This window comes from Capsulimonas corticalis, from assembly GCF_003574315.2.
GTDB lineage: Bacteria > Armatimonadota > Armatimonadia > Armatimonadales > Capsulimonadaceae > Capsulimonas > Capsulimonas corticalis.
In genome coordinates, this window is record NZ_AP025739.1 from 1,808,361 (window position 1) to 1,826,914 (window position 18,554).

At 54.0% G+C, this 18,554-nt stretch carries 22 protein-coding genes; 8 read left to right on the forward strand and 14 right to left on the reverse strand.

Annotated features, from left to right (window positions below; all coding sequences use genetic code 11):
* Positions 1-175: 175 nt before the first annotated feature.
* The 9 genes from D5261_RS07615 to D5261_RS33395 all read right to left on the reverse strand — a co-directional run bounded on the left by D5261_RS07615 (position 176) and on the right by D5261_RS33395 (position 6,694).
* On the reverse strand, positions 176-2,839 hold the full coding sequence (locus D5261_RS07615; RefSeq protein WP_119322692.1) for a YfjI family protein: 2,664 nt from the start codon (positions 2,837-2,839) through the stop codon (positions 176-178).
* On the reverse strand, positions 2,832-3,542 hold the full coding sequence (locus D5261_RS07620; protein ID WP_119322691.1) for a TIR domain-containing protein: 711 nt from the start codon (positions 3,540-3,542) through the stop codon (positions 2,832-2,834). The genes D5261_RS07615 and D5261_RS07620 overlap by 8 nt, the downstream gene beginning before the upstream one ends.
* 77 nt (positions 3,543-3,619) lie before the next feature.
* Positions 3,620-4,450 (reverse strand): hypothetical protein, encoded by an 831-nt coding sequence (locus tag D5261_RS07625; RefSeq protein ID WP_119322690.1) that lies wholly within the window; start codon positions 4,448-4,450, stop codon positions 3,620-3,622.
* On the reverse strand, positions 4,450-4,926 hold the full coding sequence (locus tag D5261_RS07630) for a hypothetical protein (protein WP_119322689.1): 477 nt from the start codon (positions 4,924-4,926) through the stop codon (positions 4,450-4,452). The genes D5261_RS07625 and D5261_RS07630 overlap by 1 nt, the downstream gene beginning before the upstream one ends.
* The gene (locus D5261_RS07635; protein ID WP_119322688.1) at positions 4,910-5,212 is read right to left on the reverse strand and encodes a hypothetical protein; all 303 of its coding nucleotides are present in this window, start codon (positions 5,210-5,212) and stop codon (positions 4,910-4,912) included. Before D5261_RS07635 ends, D5261_RS07630 begins: the two co-directional genes overlap by 17 nt.
* The gene (locus D5261_RS07640) at positions 5,196-5,447 is read right to left on the reverse strand and encodes a hypothetical protein (RefSeq protein WP_119322687.1); all 252 of its coding nucleotides are present in this window, start codon (positions 5,445-5,447) and stop codon (positions 5,196-5,198) included. Before D5261_RS07640 ends, D5261_RS07635 begins: the two co-directional genes overlap by 17 nt.
* The gene (locus tag D5261_RS07645; RefSeq protein ID WP_119322686.1) at positions 5,444-6,124 is read right to left on the reverse strand and encodes a hypothetical protein; all 681 of its coding nucleotides are present in this window, start codon (positions 6,122-6,124) and stop codon (positions 5,444-5,446) included. Before D5261_RS07645 ends, D5261_RS07640 begins: the two co-directional genes overlap by 4 nt.
* A complete protein-coding gene (locus tag D5261_RS07650) occupies positions 6,117-6,422 on the reverse strand; it encodes a hypothetical protein (RefSeq protein WP_119322685.1) in 306 nt (101 codons plus the stop codon). The genes D5261_RS07645 and D5261_RS07650 overlap by 8 nt, the downstream gene beginning before the upstream one ends.
* Before the next feature lie 5 nt (positions 6,423-6,427).
* Positions 6,428-6,694, reverse strand: coding sequence for a helix-turn-helix domain-containing protein (locus D5261_RS33395; protein WP_119322684.1), 267 nt, complete (start codon positions 6,692-6,694; stop codon positions 6,428-6,430).
* Positions 6,695-7,049: 355 nt separating this feature from the next.
* On the opposite strand from D5261_RS33395, the gene D5261_RS07655 reads away from it, so the two are divergent.
* Both D5261_RS07655 and D5261_RS07660 read left to right on the forward strand, forming a co-directional pair.
* Positions 7,050-8,468, forward strand: coding sequence for a hypothetical protein (locus tag D5261_RS07655; protein WP_125206095.1), 1,419 nt, complete (start codon positions 7,050-7,052; stop codon positions 8,466-8,468).
* 115 nt (positions 8,469-8,583) lie between these two features.
* On the forward strand, positions 8,584-10,404 hold the full coding sequence (locus D5261_RS07660) for an ATP-binding protein (RefSeq protein ID WP_119322682.1): 1,821 nt from the start codon (positions 8,584-8,586) through the stop codon (positions 10,402-10,404).
* 507 nt (positions 10,405-10,911) lie between these two features.
* On the opposite strand, the gene D5261_RS07665 is transcribed toward D5261_RS07660, so the two are convergent.
* Positions 10,912-11,241 carry a hypothetical protein gene (locus D5261_RS07665; RefSeq protein WP_119322681.1) on the reverse strand — a complete coding sequence of 110 codons (330 nt, stop codon included), beginning with the start codon at positions 11,239-11,241 and terminating at the stop codon, positions 10,912-10,914.
* A gap of 190 nt (positions 11,242-11,431) precedes the next feature.
* Between D5261_RS07665 and D5261_RS07670 the strand changes: the two genes are divergently transcribed.
* The 3 genes from D5261_RS07670 (at position 11,432) to D5261_RS07680 (ending at position 13,337) form a co-directional block, all read left to right on the forward strand.
* Complete coding sequence (locus tag D5261_RS07670) at positions 11,432-12,283, forward strand: hypothetical protein (protein WP_125206094.1); 852 nt, start codon at positions 11,432-11,434, stop codon at positions 12,281-12,283.
* Positions 12,284-12,400: 117 nt separating this feature from the next.
* Positions 12,401-12,919: a Panacea domain-containing protein gene (locus D5261_RS07675; RefSeq protein WP_119322679.1), complete on the forward strand. Its 519-nt coding sequence runs from the start codon at positions 12,401-12,403 to the stop codon at positions 12,917-12,919.
* Positions 12,891-13,337: a hypothetical protein gene (locus D5261_RS07680; RefSeq protein WP_125206093.1), complete on the forward strand. Its 447-nt coding sequence runs from the start codon at positions 12,891-12,893 to the stop codon at positions 13,335-13,337. Before D5261_RS07675 ends, D5261_RS07680 begins: the two co-directional genes overlap by 29 nt.
* 132 nt (positions 13,338-13,469) lie before the next feature.
* On the opposite strand, the gene D5261_RS07685 is transcribed toward D5261_RS07680, so the two are convergent.
* The 4 genes from D5261_RS07685 to D5261_RS07700 all read right to left on the reverse strand — a co-directional run bounded on the left by D5261_RS07685 (position 13,470) and on the right by D5261_RS07700 (position 15,574).
* Positions 13,470-13,646, reverse strand: coding sequence for a hypothetical protein (locus D5261_RS07685; protein WP_165864362.1), 177 nt, complete (start codon positions 13,644-13,646; stop codon positions 13,470-13,472).
* A 265-nt stretch (positions 13,647-13,911) separates the two neighbouring features.
* Positions 13,912-14,370 carry a hypothetical protein gene (locus tag D5261_RS07690; protein WP_165864361.1) on the reverse strand — a complete coding sequence of 153 codons (459 nt, stop codon included), beginning with the start codon at positions 14,368-14,370 and terminating at the stop codon, positions 13,912-13,914.
* Positions 14,371-14,492: 122 nt separating this feature from the next.
* Entirely contained in the window at positions 14,493-14,858 is a 366-nt protein-coding gene (locus tag D5261_RS07695) for a PadR family transcriptional regulator (protein WP_119322729.1), read from the reverse strand.
* 476 nt (positions 14,859-15,334) lie between these two features.
* Entirely contained in the window at positions 15,335-15,574 is a 240-nt protein-coding gene (locus D5261_RS07700) for a hypothetical protein (protein ID WP_301002448.1), read from the reverse strand.
* 572 nt (positions 15,575-16,146) lie between these two features.
* Between D5261_RS07700 and D5261_RS07705 the strand changes: the two genes are divergently transcribed.
* The 3 genes from D5261_RS07705 (at position 16,147) to D5261_RS07715 (ending at position 18,368) form a co-directional block, all read left to right on the forward strand.
* Positions 16,147-16,614 carry a hypothetical protein gene (locus D5261_RS07705; protein WP_125206092.1) on the forward strand — a complete coding sequence of 156 codons (468 nt, stop codon included), beginning with the start codon at positions 16,147-16,149 and terminating at the stop codon, positions 16,612-16,614.
* Positions 16,615-16,758: 144 nt separating this feature from the next.
* A complete protein-coding gene (locus D5261_RS07710) occupies positions 16,759-17,409 on the forward strand; it encodes a DUF4142 domain-containing protein (protein WP_119322676.1) in 651 nt (216 codons plus the stop codon).
* Between the two features lie 254 nt (positions 17,410-17,663).
* Complete coding sequence (locus D5261_RS07715) at positions 17,664-18,368, forward strand: hypothetical protein (protein ID WP_119322675.1); 705 nt, start codon at positions 17,664-17,666, stop codon at positions 18,366-18,368.
* Positions 18,369-18,554: the final 186 nt, after the last annotated feature.

The following is an 18,554-nucleotide window of genomic DNA, read 5'->3' on the forward strand; positions in this document are numbered from 1 at the left end:
AGTAGACATAAGAAATAAATAGTTTAAAATACGTATCTAGAGAATCGTCAAACATCCCAACATAATTCGGCAAACGGGAATAATCTGGGGCTTCCCTTCTTATTTTTTCGTTGAATTATGTTGGGTGCGTTTTCCAACAATCTCCAACGTATCCCAACATAATTGACCGGCTTCTCTATGCGGCCTGAAGGTGTGGGCGTCCCGCCGAGACCACACACGGGTTGACCGCGTAGTGGGCTTTCGGGCGAGCGCCGGGGCCTTCTCTTTTTGGCGGCATTTCGAGGCGGATGTACGCGTCCTCCATCAGGCGTGTGAGCGCGAGTTCGATCCGCTCCTTGGACTCGGGGCTCAGCGCCTGCCGGATCTGGCGCATGGTGAAGAAGCGCAGATCCTTGCGCTTGATCCATTCGATGATGCGCTTGGCGAGCGCGACGATCGTGTCGGAGCGCATCAGACCGAAGGCGGCGACGGCGTGCGGGATGCAGTAGGTTCCGATCTCCCAAGCCTCGGCCATGGTGTCGCCGCTGATCGGGGTTTCCCAGGGCAGGCGGTTGTCGGCGCCGCCGACGTGCTTGACCATATGTAGGTTGGCGGCGATCCGTGCGACGTTACCGGCGAGCTTGGAAGACCACGCGAGCATGGCGGCGAGATCCTGGCCGGGACGCTGCCGGTCGTTGATGTCGTTGTAGTAGTGCTTATGGACGGCGATCGCTTCGTCGTCCATGGTGAGCAGGAAGCGCTTGTGGGGCGCGTCCTCGGTAACCGCCTTGGGAAGATCGTGGAGCGCCAGGATCGTCTGCGTGTAGGCGTACTCGCCGGCGTTCGTTCCGCCTTCGTCCCGGTATGGCCGCTCTCCCGCGAGGTTCGGAGCGACGGCGTAGAGGAAGCGCGCGAGGAAGCCGTTGTGGTGCAGCCGCTCGTCTTCGGCGAGGGACTGCATGATCTCCGGCTGGACGGTCAGACCGATGGTCAGCGTCGGCGCCAGGATATAACTATTGCCTTTGCCGACGCGGTCGTTGGTGGCGTAGTCGCCGCTCCACGCCTTGAGGTAGATATCCATGTTGGGGCTGCTGTTCTTGCTCGCGTAGAGTCCCTTGATGATGCTGAAGAGGCCGCCTTCGGTATCCAGGTTGGCGATGCAGTTATCTTCCTGCTCGGCGAGCTTCGTGAACAGCGCCTCCATGGTGATATCCTGCACCAGCATGCGCGGCAGCGCCTTCGGCTCCTTCATGTCTTCGATCAACCCGAGGATCTCGTCGTCGATTATTCGCCGGCCGGACGCCTGGGCGTTGGCGGACTTGGTTTGCAGGGCGGTCAGCCGCTTCTTGTCGGTCTCGTACTTGGTGACGGCGGATGTGTGCGCTCCCTCGAAACGCTGACGCAGCTCCCGCTCGATCTGAACGATCGGCGCGGCCATACGCTTCATGGCGGGGCTTTTGCCAGATCCTGCCACGGAGGCGACGACCATGTACAAGTTGACGGTCTCGATGTGCCTCTTGGACCGGGCGCCGATCTGGACCTGAACGCGGCGCGAGTTCAGGGCTGATAGAACACACAGCGCCAGCATGCCCGTGATGTCAAGCGGAACCTGGACATCGTCGGCGACTTCCTTCGCATAGCGCGCCAATACCGGCGGCAAGGCGTGCAGCGGGAAGGGGGGGAGTTTGTCCTCGCCGAGCGGCAAGGGACATTCCCATTCTTCTTCCGAAGCCACCGGCTCGGGGACGATTCCGGAGCGGCGGCGGCTTTCGAACGCGCCTGCGCCGGAGATCAGCTGGTCCACCCGGCGCGACACAGGTCCGTTGCCTGTGGGATTATTCGGCGCGCCTGGATGCGGGGCCGGCGCGTCATAGGCGTCCGGCTCGTACATCAGCCGCAGATCCTGCCATGTTCGGCCGTGGCAGCCGTTGTGTCGGCAGCCGGCGGCAACGGCGCCGCTGGCGAACTGGATGATGAAGGCGGCGTCATTGGTGTGATCGCCGTTCCATGGGCATGGGTTCAGGATCCACTTACGGCCGCCGCCGGAGTACGGCCCCGTCTTCTCCACAGGGAGGTTGTGATCCGCAATCCATTGCTCCAGATCGAATGCGGCCGAATTGCGCGGTGGCGCGGCGGGCGTGGCGGGAAGCGTCGCCGCGAGCTGTTGCAGCAGTTCCCTCGAAACCGGCGCCAGCGTTTCGGGAACGCGATGGATGCGCGCCCGCCGGTGAGGCCGGTCGGGGGTGCTGTCGCCTTTGGTGGAGACCGTGCCGTACAGTTTGCAGATGCGCGAGCTGTTGAACGTGGTGTTGTCGACTCCCACGACGTCGTCGCCGAACAGCAGATCCAGAGCTTCCAGGCACTGGGAGAGCAGATCGCGCGTCTCGTTGTCGTTGGGCAAGTCGAGGCGGTACAGCAGATGCCAGCCGTTGCCGCTGTCGGCGATGACGGGCTCGGTAAAGCCCTTCCTGTGAAGGTAATCGCGCACAATCTTGGCGCGGTCCCGCGCGGCGTCGTGCTCGGCATTCGTGGAGGAGATCCCCTTGGGCCGGACCGGGTCGAAATCGACCATAAGCCAGCGCCGACGGACGATGTCCTTGTCGGACGTCGTCGCCTCCGGACACGCCTCCAGGCGGTTGCAGATGCGCCCAAGCACGCTCGGGTTGACGGTGTTCAGCACGGAGTACACCGCGCATTTTCCGTCGAACCGGCGCACGTCGTCGGCGGCCTTGGCGAAGTCGTCGTAGTATCCGGCCGTCGTCTTCTTTGAAGACTCCAGCACACGAATCTCGATGACTTCGCCCGGCTTGTGCAGGACCGAGAGCCATTGTGAGATTGACGCGGGGTCAAACTCAGACATTAGCTCCTCCTGTTGCTGCTTTCCAGGAGCGATTGCGGATGATTTGGAAGAAGTCGCTGGCGTTGCCGACACAGGTGTTATAGTATTTGTTAACCCCAGGCAGGTTCAAGACGAACCACAAATCCGAGCGTCCGGCGCCGTGGCTGGAATATGCCTCGGTCTTCGTTTCGGCCTGATCATCAACTTCAAATGAAACGATGATCACGATCGGCTTACCAATCGCGGACGCGTAGCCGATCTCGGCGAGCGTTCCGTAGCAACTCAGATCGTCGATGTAGGCGAAGACGAAATCGGCCTTTTTGATCTGCTCCAGGCAGCGGTGAACGACAACGCCCTCCTCGATATAAACGCCGTTGCGCCCCTTGATGCCGCAGCCGTGCGTAGCGGGAGCCGATTCGCGCTGAAAGTAGGAATCGCCGTAAATGGACTGGTCATCGTGCGTTCCGTCGATGCATGTCGGCCCCGCATAGAAGACTCGCGTCCCCGCAAGGTCCAGGACCATTCGCCCGTCGTTGTTCGCCTCCATCACATCCTTGTGAAAGAGCTTGCATCGATAATCGTCGCCAGGCCAGCGGACCTTGCCGGCGAAGTATACGAACACGTTCTCGGCGGAAGGATAGACGAGCCAGTCTTTCATGGCCTCGCGGAGTGTTTGCGGCTTATCCAGCAGTTCGTCAATTGAGAGTTTCTTGGCTTCAGACATAATGTTCTCCGCGAAAAAGTGGCCGGGGGCGAGGTGGCGCGCCCCGGCGGACAGAAGGATGTCTTTGGAGCGGACGCCTACCGGGGGTCCGCCATCTCCATGCCGATCTGGACGGCGCGGCGGCCTTGGTCGGTGCGCGGGCGGCGCCGGGCGATGTTGGGGACGTCCTGGAGCGCGGCCTCGGCGGCGGAGCGGCCTTCTTGATCCTCCAGCAGCGCAAGGCACAGGCCCATGCGCAGCGCCCACTGTCGGCCGTTGACCGTCTCGGCGTCGGTCTGGCCGATGGCCGAGGTCGCCTTGATGGGAGCGCTCTGCATGGAGCGCTGGATGAGCGCGCCCCAGTAGCCCATGCGCTTCCAATGCTGGGGCTGGCCCCAGGCGGCGGCGAAGCGCTGAAGCTCGACGGAGTACTGCATCAGGCGGTCGAGAAGGGGCAGGGCGCGCTCTAGGTGCGCCTCACGCATTGCATCGCTCATCGGTGTCTCCGCTGGGGGATCGGTTTTGAGAATAGGCTGACCGTATGACGCTTGGATGCACAGCATGGAGCACATGACGAGCATGCTCTGAGCCATGCCGTAGCGCCGGCGTCCGGTGAACTCGGAATAGAGCCGTTCCAGCTTGGGCCGGAATTCCAGGTCGTAGCGCGCCATCTGGCGATCTACGAGGGCGTTACTGTGGCGCACCATCAGCTCCAGGCCGGGGACGCACTCCGGTGACCGATCGGCGAAGCCGTCGAGGTCGCTGTACTTCAGCGCAAAGGGCGGCAGGGCGGGCAGGAGCGGCATGTCCGACGCGGTGCCCGAAGGAAGGGCAATCGATGGAAGCCGGACAGCGCGGGCCAGGGCGCGCGATGGGCGGACATTGTGGTTATCGGGGCGGACATCGTGCTGCAAGGTTGTGGCGTACATTATCGGGCCTCTTGTTTCTGGCGGATAAGGCGCGCCTGGGCGAGTCCCAGGTCACGCAAAGGGAAGAAGATGTCATCGGGCATTTCGGCGGCCTGCCACCATTCGGAGGCGCGCGGCTCGGTGCTCTGGATCTGCTGGAGCGCCGCTTCTCGGCTGCGGCATGTCCAGGGCCAATCGGCGCCGGTCTCCGCGTCCGGGTAGGCGAGCCACCCATGATTTTCGATGTGCTGAACACCCCAGCGCGCGGGCTTCATGGCCGCCTTCGCGGCCCGAGCGGCTTCCGCCCCCAGTCCGTCGAAGGCGCGGCCGATCGCCAGGCGGTACGCCCGCTCGTGATCCACGACCGCAAGCAGCGCGCGAACTGTGTCGCCGTCCGAGCCGGTGCGCTCGACGCTGGCCTCGATACATTCCTCCAGGATCGACCGCGCCGCTTTGACGTGGGCGTAAGCTTGAGCGGGACTAAGCATCGGCTCCATGGTGTCCACCCTCCCATCCCATCGCAATCAGGTAGCCGCGCCGGCCGATGGCGGGCATTTCGCCATCATCGGTCGCCATTTGCTCGCGCAGGAAGGCGTCGCGGCGCTGGGTAAGGGCGGCAAGCTCCGCGCGGCGCTCGGCGGCGGTGAGAACACCGTGCGCAAGGAGGAGCCCCACGCCGCAAAGGTCGGCGTCAAGTTCGGTGACGTTGCCGGGAAGCGAGAGCCCCAGCCGGGCGGCGGTCGCGGCGGCGAAGAGGCGGGTGCTGTTAGACGGAGTTGGCATGGAGCGCCTCCTTCGCCTCGGCCGCGCGCTGGCAGTGGATCCGGTAAGCGGCTCTGCACATGCTTTCGTAGGCGGCGTAAGAGCGCTCGTAATAAGGAGAAGGCACTCCTTGAGTTTTTGCAAGACGCGCCCGGCATGCGTCGGCAAACTCCCGGTAGGACATTGTGGGAGCGGCTTCCGCAAATGTATGGATTGCCATGCTTGCAAATGAATGAAGCGTTTTCTTATGCATCATGCCGCCTCCTGCAACTGGGCAGCGTTCGCCAGATCGGCGGCGGCGCCGACTTCGGCGAAGACGATATTGTCGGCGGCGAGATCAATGGAAGCCTGGAACGCGCAGAGTTCGTAGATCAGTTCCAGACGGGCGATGTCCAGCATCCGCGACCGGCTCTCGTGCGTGTTGACGCCGCCCGTCGCCTCACTCATCCATTCCTCATCCCGCTCCGTCGCTCGCGCCACTACGATGGCCGGGCAGACGCCGCAGTAGGTTCCGAGGATTGGGAACGTGCATTTCGGGCAAAACGCGCCTGCCCCTTTGATCACTTCCCCGCGAAACCACCGGACGGCGGCCGCGCGGTAGGCGTCGGGCTTGTTCTCCATCTCCGCCAGCAATCGGTCGCAGACCGCCAGCGCGGCGGCGACAGTCAGCACGGTAGGCGTTTCGGTCAGCGTGGGTTCCATAGCAAGGTTCTCCTTGGCGACGGGGCGGTAAGCATCGGCGTCGAAGACATCGCAAGTAGGACACTCGCCGATGGCGTTCCAGCAGTTTTTGATGGTTTTGTAGTCCGAACCGCCGACACGGTACTCGTTCTCGACAGTCGGCCCGCCGCATGCAGGACACGCGCCGACGATCCATGCCGCGTCGGGTGCGGGAGAAGCGACCGCGAGGGGCGCTGTCAGAAGACTATGCATGCTTTTCTGCCCCCTCTTCCGTGCGGTGATCGGCGAGGATCTTGTCAATCATCTTCTTCACTTCGGGCGAATTGTTGTATCTTTGCTGATAGAAACGCTTGTAAGCGGCCAGAAAAGCGGCGGGGTCGTCGCACTTCGGGGTCACTATTTCACCATCGATCCACAGAGGGATCTTGCAGACTGCACGCGGCGTTCGCGTAACCTTGAAGACGACGATCTGGATCTCCGGCTCCTCGGGAGGCGTGGGGGCGACCGGCTGGTTGACAGCGGCCGCTTGATTGGTGTAAGATGTGGTCATTGAATTTACCTTTTGAGTTCGGCCCCTACGGTCGGGCTCTTTTTTTGTCTGTCTCGTTGCTCGGCGAGGCGGCCCAAAGCCACCCCAATTCTCAGGAGCGTGCGATCTTTTATAGGTTTGCTCCCGGAATAGAATCTTGATATAGTTGACGGATGAACACCTGACTTCGCCGCCAACTCCTTGGCGGGGATGCCGAAAGTGTCCGCCACACTCTCTGTGTAAGCCCCCTCCAGGCTCCACTGGTGGGATAGTTCATCCTCCTGCTGGCTCACTAACTATTTCCCTCCATTGATACCATCGGGACTTCTACGGATGGAACGCTTGAAATCCATCTCGAAATAGAAATCTGCTTGCCAGCTCTCAGCAACTGGTAAGAGAATTGGGATCTAGAGACAAATCCCAATTCTCTAGCTACTTGATCAGGACTCAATCCGTCTCGAAGTAGTGAATCCGCTTTCAAAAGCTGTTCAGTAGTAAGCATTTCCCTCTCATTTCGGTGATAATAATTTATTACCACTCCAAGAATACCATCATTTTCAAATTTAGTCAATAGTTTTTCAATGATTTTGCGCCCACCGTGCCCCAGCAGTGCTACAATCGAGGTGAGGTAATGAAAAGTTGTCATCAATGCGAGAAGTAATTGACGATCTGAATATATTGCTTGATCGCCACAAAGGCCCGGTACGCCTAATCGACGGCCAATACCCAAGATTTGCCAATGAAGTTCGCCGTCTACTTGGTTGGTTCCAGCCTGAGACCGAACTATTGACATCAAGGATGGCTGCGCGGAAAACCGGAGTAAATTACACAACCATTAATCAGATGTTACGAGGAGACCGACCAAAATCCCAAACCATCGAACGGTTTGGGGAGAAACTTGGCGCGGATATCCCTCGCTTGCTTCAGCTTGCCGGATATTTACCTGAGGGGATCGAGTCAATTCTGTGCGACGGGTTGATAGATCCTGCTAGGTATTTTCATAGACTTGGAGCATTACCAAATTTCTCCAACACACATATCGATAATATAGAGGATTTCAATCAACTTACATTCGAGCAAAAGGGGAGAATTATTGAGATATTACAGCGCCGCCCAGCGAATATTTTTCTTCCGCCAGGATATATCTATAAAAATCCACCAGATAATATCGAAGACTTAGATTTTGATCATGCGGTTTATGAAGATTGGTTCAATGCTCATTTAAAATTCGCGGAAGCGCTTTTACGCCGAGATGAAAATCCAGTACGAATTGATAATGCATTTTATGTTGCAACGAATGCAGCTATATCGTATTCGGCTAGATCCGCTTTATTACGAGAGCAATATACGGGAGAGGGTTCTCCACCACGAGAGTATTTGGATGGTGACGCCAAGTACAACAGTTTATTGTTGCGATATATAAAATTGTCTGCGGCAGCTGCTGAAGATTTGATGGAGTGGTTTTTTAGGTCAGTGCCCGGAGTTAAGGCATCCGAGAAATTTAATCCAATATTTAAAGTTCATATTTCTAGTTTTGATGACTATAGTCGATTCAATTTAGAAGATAACTTTTGTGAAAGTGTTGGAGTTGGAGCGACAGAATTACTTTTTCACGACCTTGTTGGCATTGATCGTGACGAGATGTACAATGCTATGGAAGACATGCGAGAAGGGAATCCTGAAACACTTCCTAAAGTTATACAAAAATGGGGTGCCATTCAAGCACTATATGTTCAAAAGTATAACGAGGGCGATATGGAAGTATTAGCCCTTGATGGGGAGATGGAAGTACTTTTCAAAAAAATTTGCGGTTACTTCGTTGAGCTAGACAGCAGACCTTTTCAGCAGGCCGATGGAGATGGCTTCGTCTCTGTCGTTGATCAAGACGGTAATCATTCGAAACAACACTTCTCGATTGATATAGCAGAGCGGACATATGCATCGCGGCAAGTTCTCACTGAGTGCTACGCTACAGCCAACGCACTAAACCAGAAATTGTTGATTTGGTATCTAAAAACCAAGGCTGAGGCAATGAACGCGTCTGTCGCCGCGCCCAGCGAGAATTAGTGGGCGGGGTGGTGAGGTGAGTGGCAAGAGTTGCGCACGATGATAGTGGGACAAAATAGTTGAGTTTCAATCTGAAGGTTATTGGTAGGCGTGATATCGCGGATAGGACCTTTTAGTGAACCATTCATTTCCTCCTATCGAGGATCTACTCGGTGGTGAGACGCTTGAAATTGAATACAAGGAAGATAAAGAAGAACGCTTCAAAGCTCAGCCGTTACCAGACGATAAGATAGCAGAAGCCTTAATGGGATTGAGCAACGCCAACGGAGGTTATCTGTTACTGGGCGTTACAGATCCAAAGAAAGGCCGTGTGACGATCACTGGCCTTTCTTCCGCTCGTACAGGTTCTGTAGCACAAGTAGGAACCCGTCTGCTAAACAAATTCGTTCGCACACCGCACCTTGCAACTTGTGAATATCTAACTGCGGCTGGGCGCGTGTTCGCCTTTTATATTGAACCGGCTGAACCTCCTCCGCACCAGTTAACCAGCGGTGGATTTAAGATTCGAAAAGATCTGGGTGGCAAACAAGGTCCTGAGAATTTTCCTTTTCTATTAAGTGAAATGCCACAATGGGAAGCTCAACGTGGGATACATTCTGACTTCTCATCAAGGGCTCACGCTGATTTGCCTATTTCGCGTTGGGGGGAGATGTTTAACCCTTTAGCTGTCAGTTTATTCCAATCTAGGATCCGCGAAGGACGGATTAACAACTCTAGTTTAGCGGCAATATCCAACTTCGAACAGCAATTAGAGGCTCTGGGAATTGTGAGTACTGTTGATGGCCGTAAGGTTATGTCGAACGCTGCCCTGATTTTGTTTGGCTCAAACGATATTATTAGAGAACGTATTCCTAACCATCGCGCTCAGTTCCAGGTTATTCGAGATGAGGCTGTCGTCCACAACCTATTTACAGATAAGCCTGGTCTAGAACATAGGAGTCTCCTGCTACTTGCGGACAGGCTTGGGGAGCTTTTCCGAAGTGTCATTGAGCGGAAGGAGTTAATGGATGGGCTATTCCGTATAGATATTCCTGACTATGGCGATGATGCTGTACGTGAAGCAGCTATGAATGCCTTTATACACCGAGACTACACCCAGACGGTGGAAGTGATCATTCAGATCACGTCAAGGGAGTTTCGCGTTACGAGCCCTGGAGGGTTCTATAGGGACGTAACGCCACAGAATATCCTCTTTCACGAGCCTTGTCCTCGTAATCGGTGTCTAGCTCAGGCGTGTGCAGACCTCGGTCTCGTCGAGAAATCAGGACGCGGGGTTGATAGAATTTTTTGGGATCAGATCCGTTTCATGCGGCCCCTACCATCGTATGCTGATTCGACCACGAACAGCGTTCGGCTCTCCCTGCTGGGTGGACGCGGCTCTCTCGAAGCGATAAAATGGATGTTCGAACGGATGAAAGATGTTGACGATCTTACTTTCCGTGTAGTTCATGGTGGGCTTGTTCATGTCCTTCTTATGGATGGGCAGACTACTCGGGAGGAGATGATTGCTTCGCTGCCTGGACTTTCTGAATCCGACGGTCGGAGAGCCATTACAGAGCTTGTGGACGCAGGAATTATCTCTCGAATAGGCGCGGGGCGAGGGCAACGTCTTGTATTATCGGAAATGCTTCAGACCTCGTTAGGTAAACCTGATGCCTATCGCAATCAAGTAGGGCCAACTGATGAGTACCGTCGAAAATCGATTCTTGAGTTTATCCATCAACATCAACAGATTTCTCGTGGTGAAGCTGCCAAGCTACTTAATATGCCGTCAGACGTGAACCTGTTTCGGAGGATTATCAAGCCTTTGGTTGATACAGGAGAGCTTATAGCTGTAGGCTCTGGTAGTGGAACGAAATATAGAAGACCTAATGAACAAGTTTTTGAACGAATTGATGAAGAAACGGAGTTCCCGAATGGTAATACAGACACTTAATGACAGCAATTGCAAGCATTTGCTTGATTAGAGTCTAAGGTGATTGCACAAGTGTTTGAACAAGTTTGCAGATGCAACCAAGAGATAGACTCTTCTAGAAGCCAATTCTAACGCAAGTCTTGCGATCGTTTAGAGAGTTGGCCGCCTTCCTGCCGATAGTACTATCGGCAGGAAGGCGGCCATGGACACTCTCGGCAGATGCAAAGGCTAAGGATACAGCTTGAATGAAGCGGCAGAGACGTCTAGTTGTTTTACGGCGGCGATAAACAATGCATATGGCTGGGATGAGTAGCACAAGATAAGGCTTTATTGAGAGGCATCCATTCCTGTCAACAGGATACGGACGCCGATGTGGATACCTCCGGTCGACCGGAAAACCTCTATTGGCGAACGCTTTGCACGTGTGTGTCAAATAACACGGCGGAGTACCACACGCTGCGACTGCTGGCGGCGATCAAAAAGTGACTGTATGCGTCTAACGCTCATTCTGAGCGTTAGGCTAGTCTTTCAACCCATGTTTTCGACGATCCGTTTAACGGATCTCAGTAGCGGCAGCGGAGTCGCCCCGCCGAAGCTGATTTCAAGATCATGCCAGGGTGGTTCTATGTGTGGCTCGACTTCATCGAAGGATGCGCTCTCCATGACAACCTCATAAACAGATTGACCTGGCGGATGACTGCGAATATAGTAGATCTGCGCATCCTCTGGCAAGGGATTGCCTATAGTGAATAGTTCGTCATGGTGGGATGGTGCGAGCAACATCTTGGAGATTGGCACGACTCTCAAGTGACGGGCCACTTCCACATTATCTGTCATCCAATTAATATTATCAGTCATCCGTTCAGTTGCTTTCTTGTTTTGGTCGTTTCTTCAACCGACGCATTAATCATTAGTGTTCCCGCGTGCAGAAAAAGCGTCGCGCATTTGGGGCAATTGGAAAATATTTCTGTGCACGGTTGCGGATTTGCTGTAAAATGGGTGAAAGCGGGAGGAGCTTCTAAGGGAAGCTGACGGTTACGGAGGCGATATGGGATACCGACCAGATCGGCGTCGCTTGCTCCGACGCGCAATCCGAGAGACATACAAGCAGGCGCGTAAAGATGGGCAAAGTGATGAGGAGACTAGCCAGAAGTTTGCTGTAGCCTCGGTGATCGGCGGCGGCATCATTTTAACGATTGGTTTGGCGTCTGTGGGAGGCCCGGTATGTATGATTGTGGTAGCGGTCGCAGCCGGTATTGGCATTGTAGTATATGCATTAACTGCCGATGCGTCAGCAAAAGCGAAAACCAAGATCGCTCGTCAAGCGGCGGTCGAGCGTCAAGCGGCTGCGACACGCCAGAAAAGCCAAAGTACGGTGCGCCCCGCTCCAACGCCTCCCGGTTCTGCCCCGTCCCCTCCTGCCTCACAGACAAAACATCCACGCATTGCGGCCCCCAATCCATCCTCCCAAGAAAACGACAAAAGGCAGGCCGCGATCATGTTTCGCGGCTTCCAGCGGATCGGCCTGTCTCCCTTACGCAAACTGAAGAACGGCCATATCCTGTACTTCAAGGAGCCAGCGGATCGTTATCGCATGCGCGCCGACGGTTCAATGGAGTTTATCGAGCACGGCTTGTTCCTCCTCACCCAATACGAAGTCATATTCCAGGTACAGAGTGACTATGCGAGGCGGCTCGCGAAGCTTACTGGAATCTCTTATTCCCTGGTTGATGTTACGATCACTGAGGGGGCAATCCGAGATTATTATCGAATGGCGAACCCCATCACGGCGTTCGTGTGCTTGATCTGCCTGTTTAAGATCGCGAAAGTGGCGCCGCCAGTAGAAGAACAGAAAGTCAGGGAATTGTTGGCCGGTTTGATGTCATTAACAGGTAAATAGCGGAGGATTTTCTGTTTCCAAGATGAAATCTCCATAAAGTTGGGTATAATGTAGACCGGAACACTTGTTCGGTTTTGAGTTAACTAAGCGGAAGCATGTTCTACAGAATTGACTTATATGGCATACGAGACAGAAGCAGTCGCGAACTACATATTGGAATTGGCCAACATTGAAAACAAGCCTATCTCGCCGATGAAGCTGCATAAGCTTTTATACTTTGCTCATGGCTGGCATCTGGCTATTACTGGACAGCCGCTTTTGGATGAATCAATTGAAGCCTGGAACTACGGTCCTGTGGTCCACACGATCTACCAAGAGTTCAAGGAGTTTGGCAACTCACCTATCACGACATTCGCGACCGTGTTTAAAAAAGGTAGTCGAACAGGTTTTGAAGTTGCTAAACTTCCAGAGGGAGCTGAATATGAGCTGGCGCGCAAAATACTAAAACGTGTTTGGGACGTTTACAAAGATTATACTGCCTTACAGTTATCGAGTATGACTCATGAAAAAGGGACTCCATGGTCCCAAGTGGTTGGGAAATTTAAAGGACGCGTCCCGCTTCGTACTGAAATTGATGACACCCTTATAAAGGAGTACTTCAAGACCATTGCCTCTAAACCAGCAGCCACCGAATGAGGACGAACGTTTAAATCAGATTGTACCCCCATTAACTCCCGCTCCAGAAGGAGACGAAACGGCACGTCAAGAGCATGATGAATTCGATCAGATAGGGCTTCAAAGTAGGATTGAAGAAGTCGTCACCAAGCATCTTGCAAATCTCTCCGAAACCGAGAGCATAGAATCGCGCCGAGAGTTCAAGAAAAAGCTATATAAGATTACGAAATGGTGGTTAGCAGGAGTAATTGGGGTATTAGTAGCATCCGGGTTCAAGCAATGGACGCACTTTTCTCTGAGTGACAATGTTTTAATTGCTTTAATCACTACTACTACTATAAGTGTTATTGCGCTTTTTAAGACCGTCATGGAATACATTTTCCCAACAGGATCTCTTCATATTAACACGCCCCAAGATGCTGATGAAACGAAAAAATAGGTTTTCATCACTCCTTTAAATGTGACTTAGTGTTTTTGGTTAATTGACTTCATCTTATAGAATTCCATATCAATCCATTAAGAATCACCAGTGGTTGGATATAGAGGCGGCGACCGCCAGGACGAGCCCCAGCTAGGACGCGGAGAAGAACGTGGCGCTGGCGATGCGGGCCGGGTTTGAGGCGTGGCGGAGGTATGTCGCGGCGGCCGGCGGCAAGCCTGATCCCGATGTGCGGGATCGGACGCCGGCGATATTCTTTGGAGCGTAGAGGAGGCTTTCGTAAGTCCAAAACGATTTTACGAAAGCCATTTTCTATTTATTATCTTCTGGCACCCACTCTGTCACTCCGCTGTGATTTTTCTCTCCAGCAACGCGAGATAGATCCCGCTGAGGTCGCCAAACGCTTGGACGACGCGCCACCCTTCAGAAGCAAATCGGTTGAACTGCTCGTCCGTGATCGGAAGTGATCGTGCTCCTACCGGTTGGTTGATGCCGGTATTGCGCAGGGAACGATATTCGTAAATCTGTTCGGCTATACAAATTCTCCTTAGCTGTAGCCTTAAATAAGCAGCAATTAGAAGCCAATACGCTTCAAAAAATGATCAGCCAGAGTCCGCAAAACGATTGGCAGTACTGTCTTTGCGATCCATCGGAAGCAGGAATACACCTTCTGTTGTAAAAGAGGCTTCAACGAATTCCAAATTTGGTCCCGCCGCCATTTCTGGGCCGCCGCATATCCAGTCGTCACGACCTGGATGAAGTAACGTTCTTCCAGGGCGTCAAGCATATCTTCGTGACTGGCTTTACTTTGAAGTATCGACAGCAGACGAAGCCAACACTTTGTTATCCTGCTATCTTTCGGCGTAGCATAGCCTTTGCTCGCCAGGAAAATATTAAACAAGAGGAAGAGAAAGGCAAATACCGGATGTTGCTCCATCGCTTCTCTGAGACGTCTCTCCCGTTGGGCATCCATCGCGATGGAAGCTGGGATCCAGAAGATTACAGCTAGGACAAATGTCGTGATGATTGTCACAATGACCGGAGAGTTTTCCCTCTCAATCGCTCGGTAGACGATTTCAACTCCGCTCGCGCATGCGACAGCGTAACAAACCAATAGAGCGTTTAAATGAACATTGATGTTAGCAGTTCTTACCCTCACGAACGACCTCCCATAATTGAAACTCCATTAGCTATAGCGCTTGAGTGAGCAGGTGCTCCAGCAGATAGCCTCTGCCGAATAGCTTGAGCTTCGTTGAGCGCCTGTTCTCCTGTGGCCTCGATCTGGAAATATCGTTTGGCGCGACCTCCGCGCTCAGGAGTAGCTTCCCCCTGCCGCGAACTGATGAACCCCTTTTGTTCCAAGCGCTCTAGCGTAGCGTAGATCGACCCGACCGACACGCCACGTTGGGCATGCTCTTCCACAGTCTGCCAGATGGATACGCCGTAGGCGCTCGTTTCAAGGCGCGCCACCGCCAAGAGTACAATCTCCTCGAATTCGCCCAGAAATGTTCTCTGTGTCATATTGGCAACCTCCATATCTTCGCGTTATTAGAGTATATACCCGATATCTTCGCAAAAAGCGAAGATATGGGAGTGCGTCGATCATTTTTTTTGCTCCAACTCGTAGTGACTTCGTTGAAAGCGGCACCGTCGCATAGAAACGGTATCCGGAAGTTGCCGGTGGCATGCCCGATCGATGTTCGGTCCCGCCACATCGGGGTTAAGCTCGCCGGCGGCGTTCTTTGGGCGTGATCTTCCCAAGGCCCAACTCGAAACGGTCTAACGAACTAAGTCTCGTTGTAACGCACGAACGTTACAGCGGGGCTTTTCTGTCTCTGCCCACGGTGCCCGATGACGGTCCAAAATAAGCGTTTCCTTAAACACGGGTTTAAGGAAACGCTTATTTACAGGAATACGGGAATACAGGTTCCTATAAATACAGTCTGACACCCATACAGGCCGTACATGCATCCATACGGAAAAATATACAGAAAATTTTAAAGAAAATGGCCCCGGAATTTATTACCAGAAATATTACCGCGAATATGACAAGTCATATGACTAGCTGACTTTCTTACCAGTGCGCTGGTGCACTCTGCGCCTTTGCTCCTTCCTGCCATCACCGCCAAACAAACAAGCTTTAAAGTTTGTTTGTTTGTTAATCCGTTAATTTGTTTACAAACTGACACGTCAGCAAGCCCGCAAGTCAGCAGGCCCGCTGGCTGATCAGCAGACAACGCCTCTCCACTGCACGCACGCGAATATGCGAGTATTATTGCGCATATGCGAATATTCGCACGTTCGGCGGCGCGCGGCGAGTAGTATATACTACCTACCTATCCTACTACCTACGCTGCAAACTTGTAGCGAGGCTTGCTAGATAGCAAGATAGATAGATAGGAAACTATTTTCGGATTTTCCATCGGAGTTTCCGAAGCTTGCTCACTTGCAGCATCCATCACTCCATCATTTGAGTAAATGAGTACGCAAGTGCGTACGCACTTACGCACGCACGCGCTTGCGGGAGTGCTCCTGCGGATGCGGGAGGGAGTGCGGGATTTTTTGCGCATTTATACGCTATTAGCATAGGATTTCGCGTTCTGAGAACTCGGCATCCTATCGTCTATCGCGTAAGCTACTTACACTAAGTAGCTTACGTTAAGTAGCTTCGACAATATTGCTAATTAGCAATAAATAGATTCAAAAATCGCGCAGGATTCGACTATGGGGTATCGCGAATTGCTAAAGACAAACCGCTAAGACAATCCGTTTGCGCGGTAATTCGATGCCAAAGGTAAGCTCTCCGAACATGAGAATCAGCGTTACAATCGACGAGACACACTACACGCCCAAATCCTATCGAGACTGGCTGAACGTACACGCTGTTGCGGAAAAGGGATTCGCCTTCGACGAGGAGGTGAAGAAGATAAGATCGATCGCTGATAGAATTCCCAGATCGGAAACGTCGCCCGACAGTAGGCAAGACGGTGATTCGCCCCAACTTGCGATGTTGATGGAAAAGACTGCACGCGCCATTCCGATGCCCGCCGATGGTGAGAAGGCGTTCCAGTACATAGAGCGCGCGTTGACAGCCAGCCGCCGGGCCATGACTCTGAACGAGATCATGACAGAGATCATCCGAGCCGGTTGGAAGTCCAACGCCGTGAAGCCCCAAGGAACGGTCAAAACCGCGCTAAAGGGCTACCCACACTTATTCGTTCAGATCAGTGGTAAGTGGCATCTGGTGGAATGGAACGGGACGCCGCCGAAGGGGTAAGGCGACACTGGCTCTTCACGACCTTCATGGTCCTCTCAAGGTTAACAGACACCTACATTGCAAATAGCTTGATTGAGTAAAGAGAGTAGGCGAACAAGAGGTTGGGTTTGAGGGAGCGTGAGGCGGGGAAAATGCAACCGCGCATTGCATATTTTGGATGCGCGTTTGATAGAGGAGAACAAAATGAACGATTTTGATGAGCCGACGAACATCCTCCCTCGCCGCGAGTTCTTAACACGCATGGGCGCCGCCGGATTGGGTGTGGCCGCCGTTGGGCTCGCTGGAGCTGTCCATGCGGCCGTCGCGCCACACCAGCCCGCCGCCGACACCGGCCACGACTATCCTATGCCCGCGCCCCACGCCACGACGGAAAAGCAGTTTCGTATGGGAGTGATCGGACCGGCGACCCTCTCTCACATCACCAGCGAGATCGCCGTGGATAGGGCTACCAACCCTGGAGCGAAGGAGTTCGCCAATTTCGAACTACGGGAAGCGATTGGCGTGTTGTCCGTGCTCAAGAGTCTGGGAACGCCTACGCCGCCTATGGACGCCAAGTCGAAGGCGACCCTCGCCAAAATCCAATCTTCTCAAGGAGAAGCGTTCGACAAGGCTTATATTACTGCACAGCTCGCCAATCATGAATTCCTGCGCGATCTTGCGGAGACCTATTTGCAGAACTCCGCTGGGCATAAGAGCATGGCGGAGATGCACGGTCGGCATCTGGCAACATTGGCGCTGGCGACATTCAAAGAACATGTTGTTCATACGAAAAACATTTTGGCTGAACTCTCATAAATTTAATATGGTGGGCTGTTGGCTAAATGACCAGCAGTCCCACCCATCGAGATCGCAAATACTTCCACTCCCCTTTCAATCCGCGCCTCCAGGCGCGTCAAGCACTCTTCCTAGCTTACGGATAATTACGGTAGAACGCTCGTTAGGCTCTCCCGTGCCCCAGAGAGGCGCTTCCGGCGGCGTGGGCGGTGAGCATCAACAGGGCGCGGACTGAGACGAGGTTGATGTGATGAGTGGGAATAGAGGAGCAGAACATGACCACGGCATTGGATGAGAAGCGCAAAGCGCGGCTATTGCTCCTCCATAAAGCGTACGAGGCAACAAATGGTGGCGCTGCTGGATATTTTTGCGATGTAGAAGCGTTGGGTAATGCGGTCGGCCTAGACCGAGATACCGCTTGGGCGACATACGACTATCTTCGAGGAGAAGGTTTGATGGAGCCGATGGGCGCTCAGGCGGCTGTCATCACTCATCCTGGAGTGGTCGAGGTTGAAGCTGCGTTGGATAACAAGCCAACCCCACACTTCTCCATGCCGGTCGTACTCGCCCTCCACAGCCAGAACACTCAAATCATTTCCGGCGAGGGCCACCACGTCAGTCAGGCGGCGCCCATCTTCGATCAGCGCGATCAGACCGTCACCACCCAGTACAACGCCGCCGGCGACATCAATGTCGGGGCGATGAAGACTGTGGATGAGCTGGTGACGGCGCTCGACGCTCTCAAACTGGATTTACGCGCGGCTCACGACGACGGCGCCATCAGCGAGCTGGTAGAAGCCAAGACCAAGACACCGTTGCTCGAAGCCATCGAAGAGGCGAAGAAGCCGGAACCGGACAAGAACAAGGTGCTTGCGTTCCTAGATTCGGCTAAGCTTGCTTTGGGAGGAGTGGCGGCCGTGGGCGCAATAGTGGACTCCATCGGGAAGATTTACGAATGGGTCAAGCAGCATACACTGTAGCGCCAGCAACGCGTCTTGACGTAGGTGCGGGAGCGGGAGTGGTGGGATGATGGAGGCGGGCGTCTAACTGATGCCTCCCCCTTGTGGTGGGGTTGGCAAAAATATTTCCGCCTCCTTGGGCATTCACCTGTATAATGTAGGATCAACCACTGTAGAGGAAAAGCATGGACTGCCCTGACTGCGGAT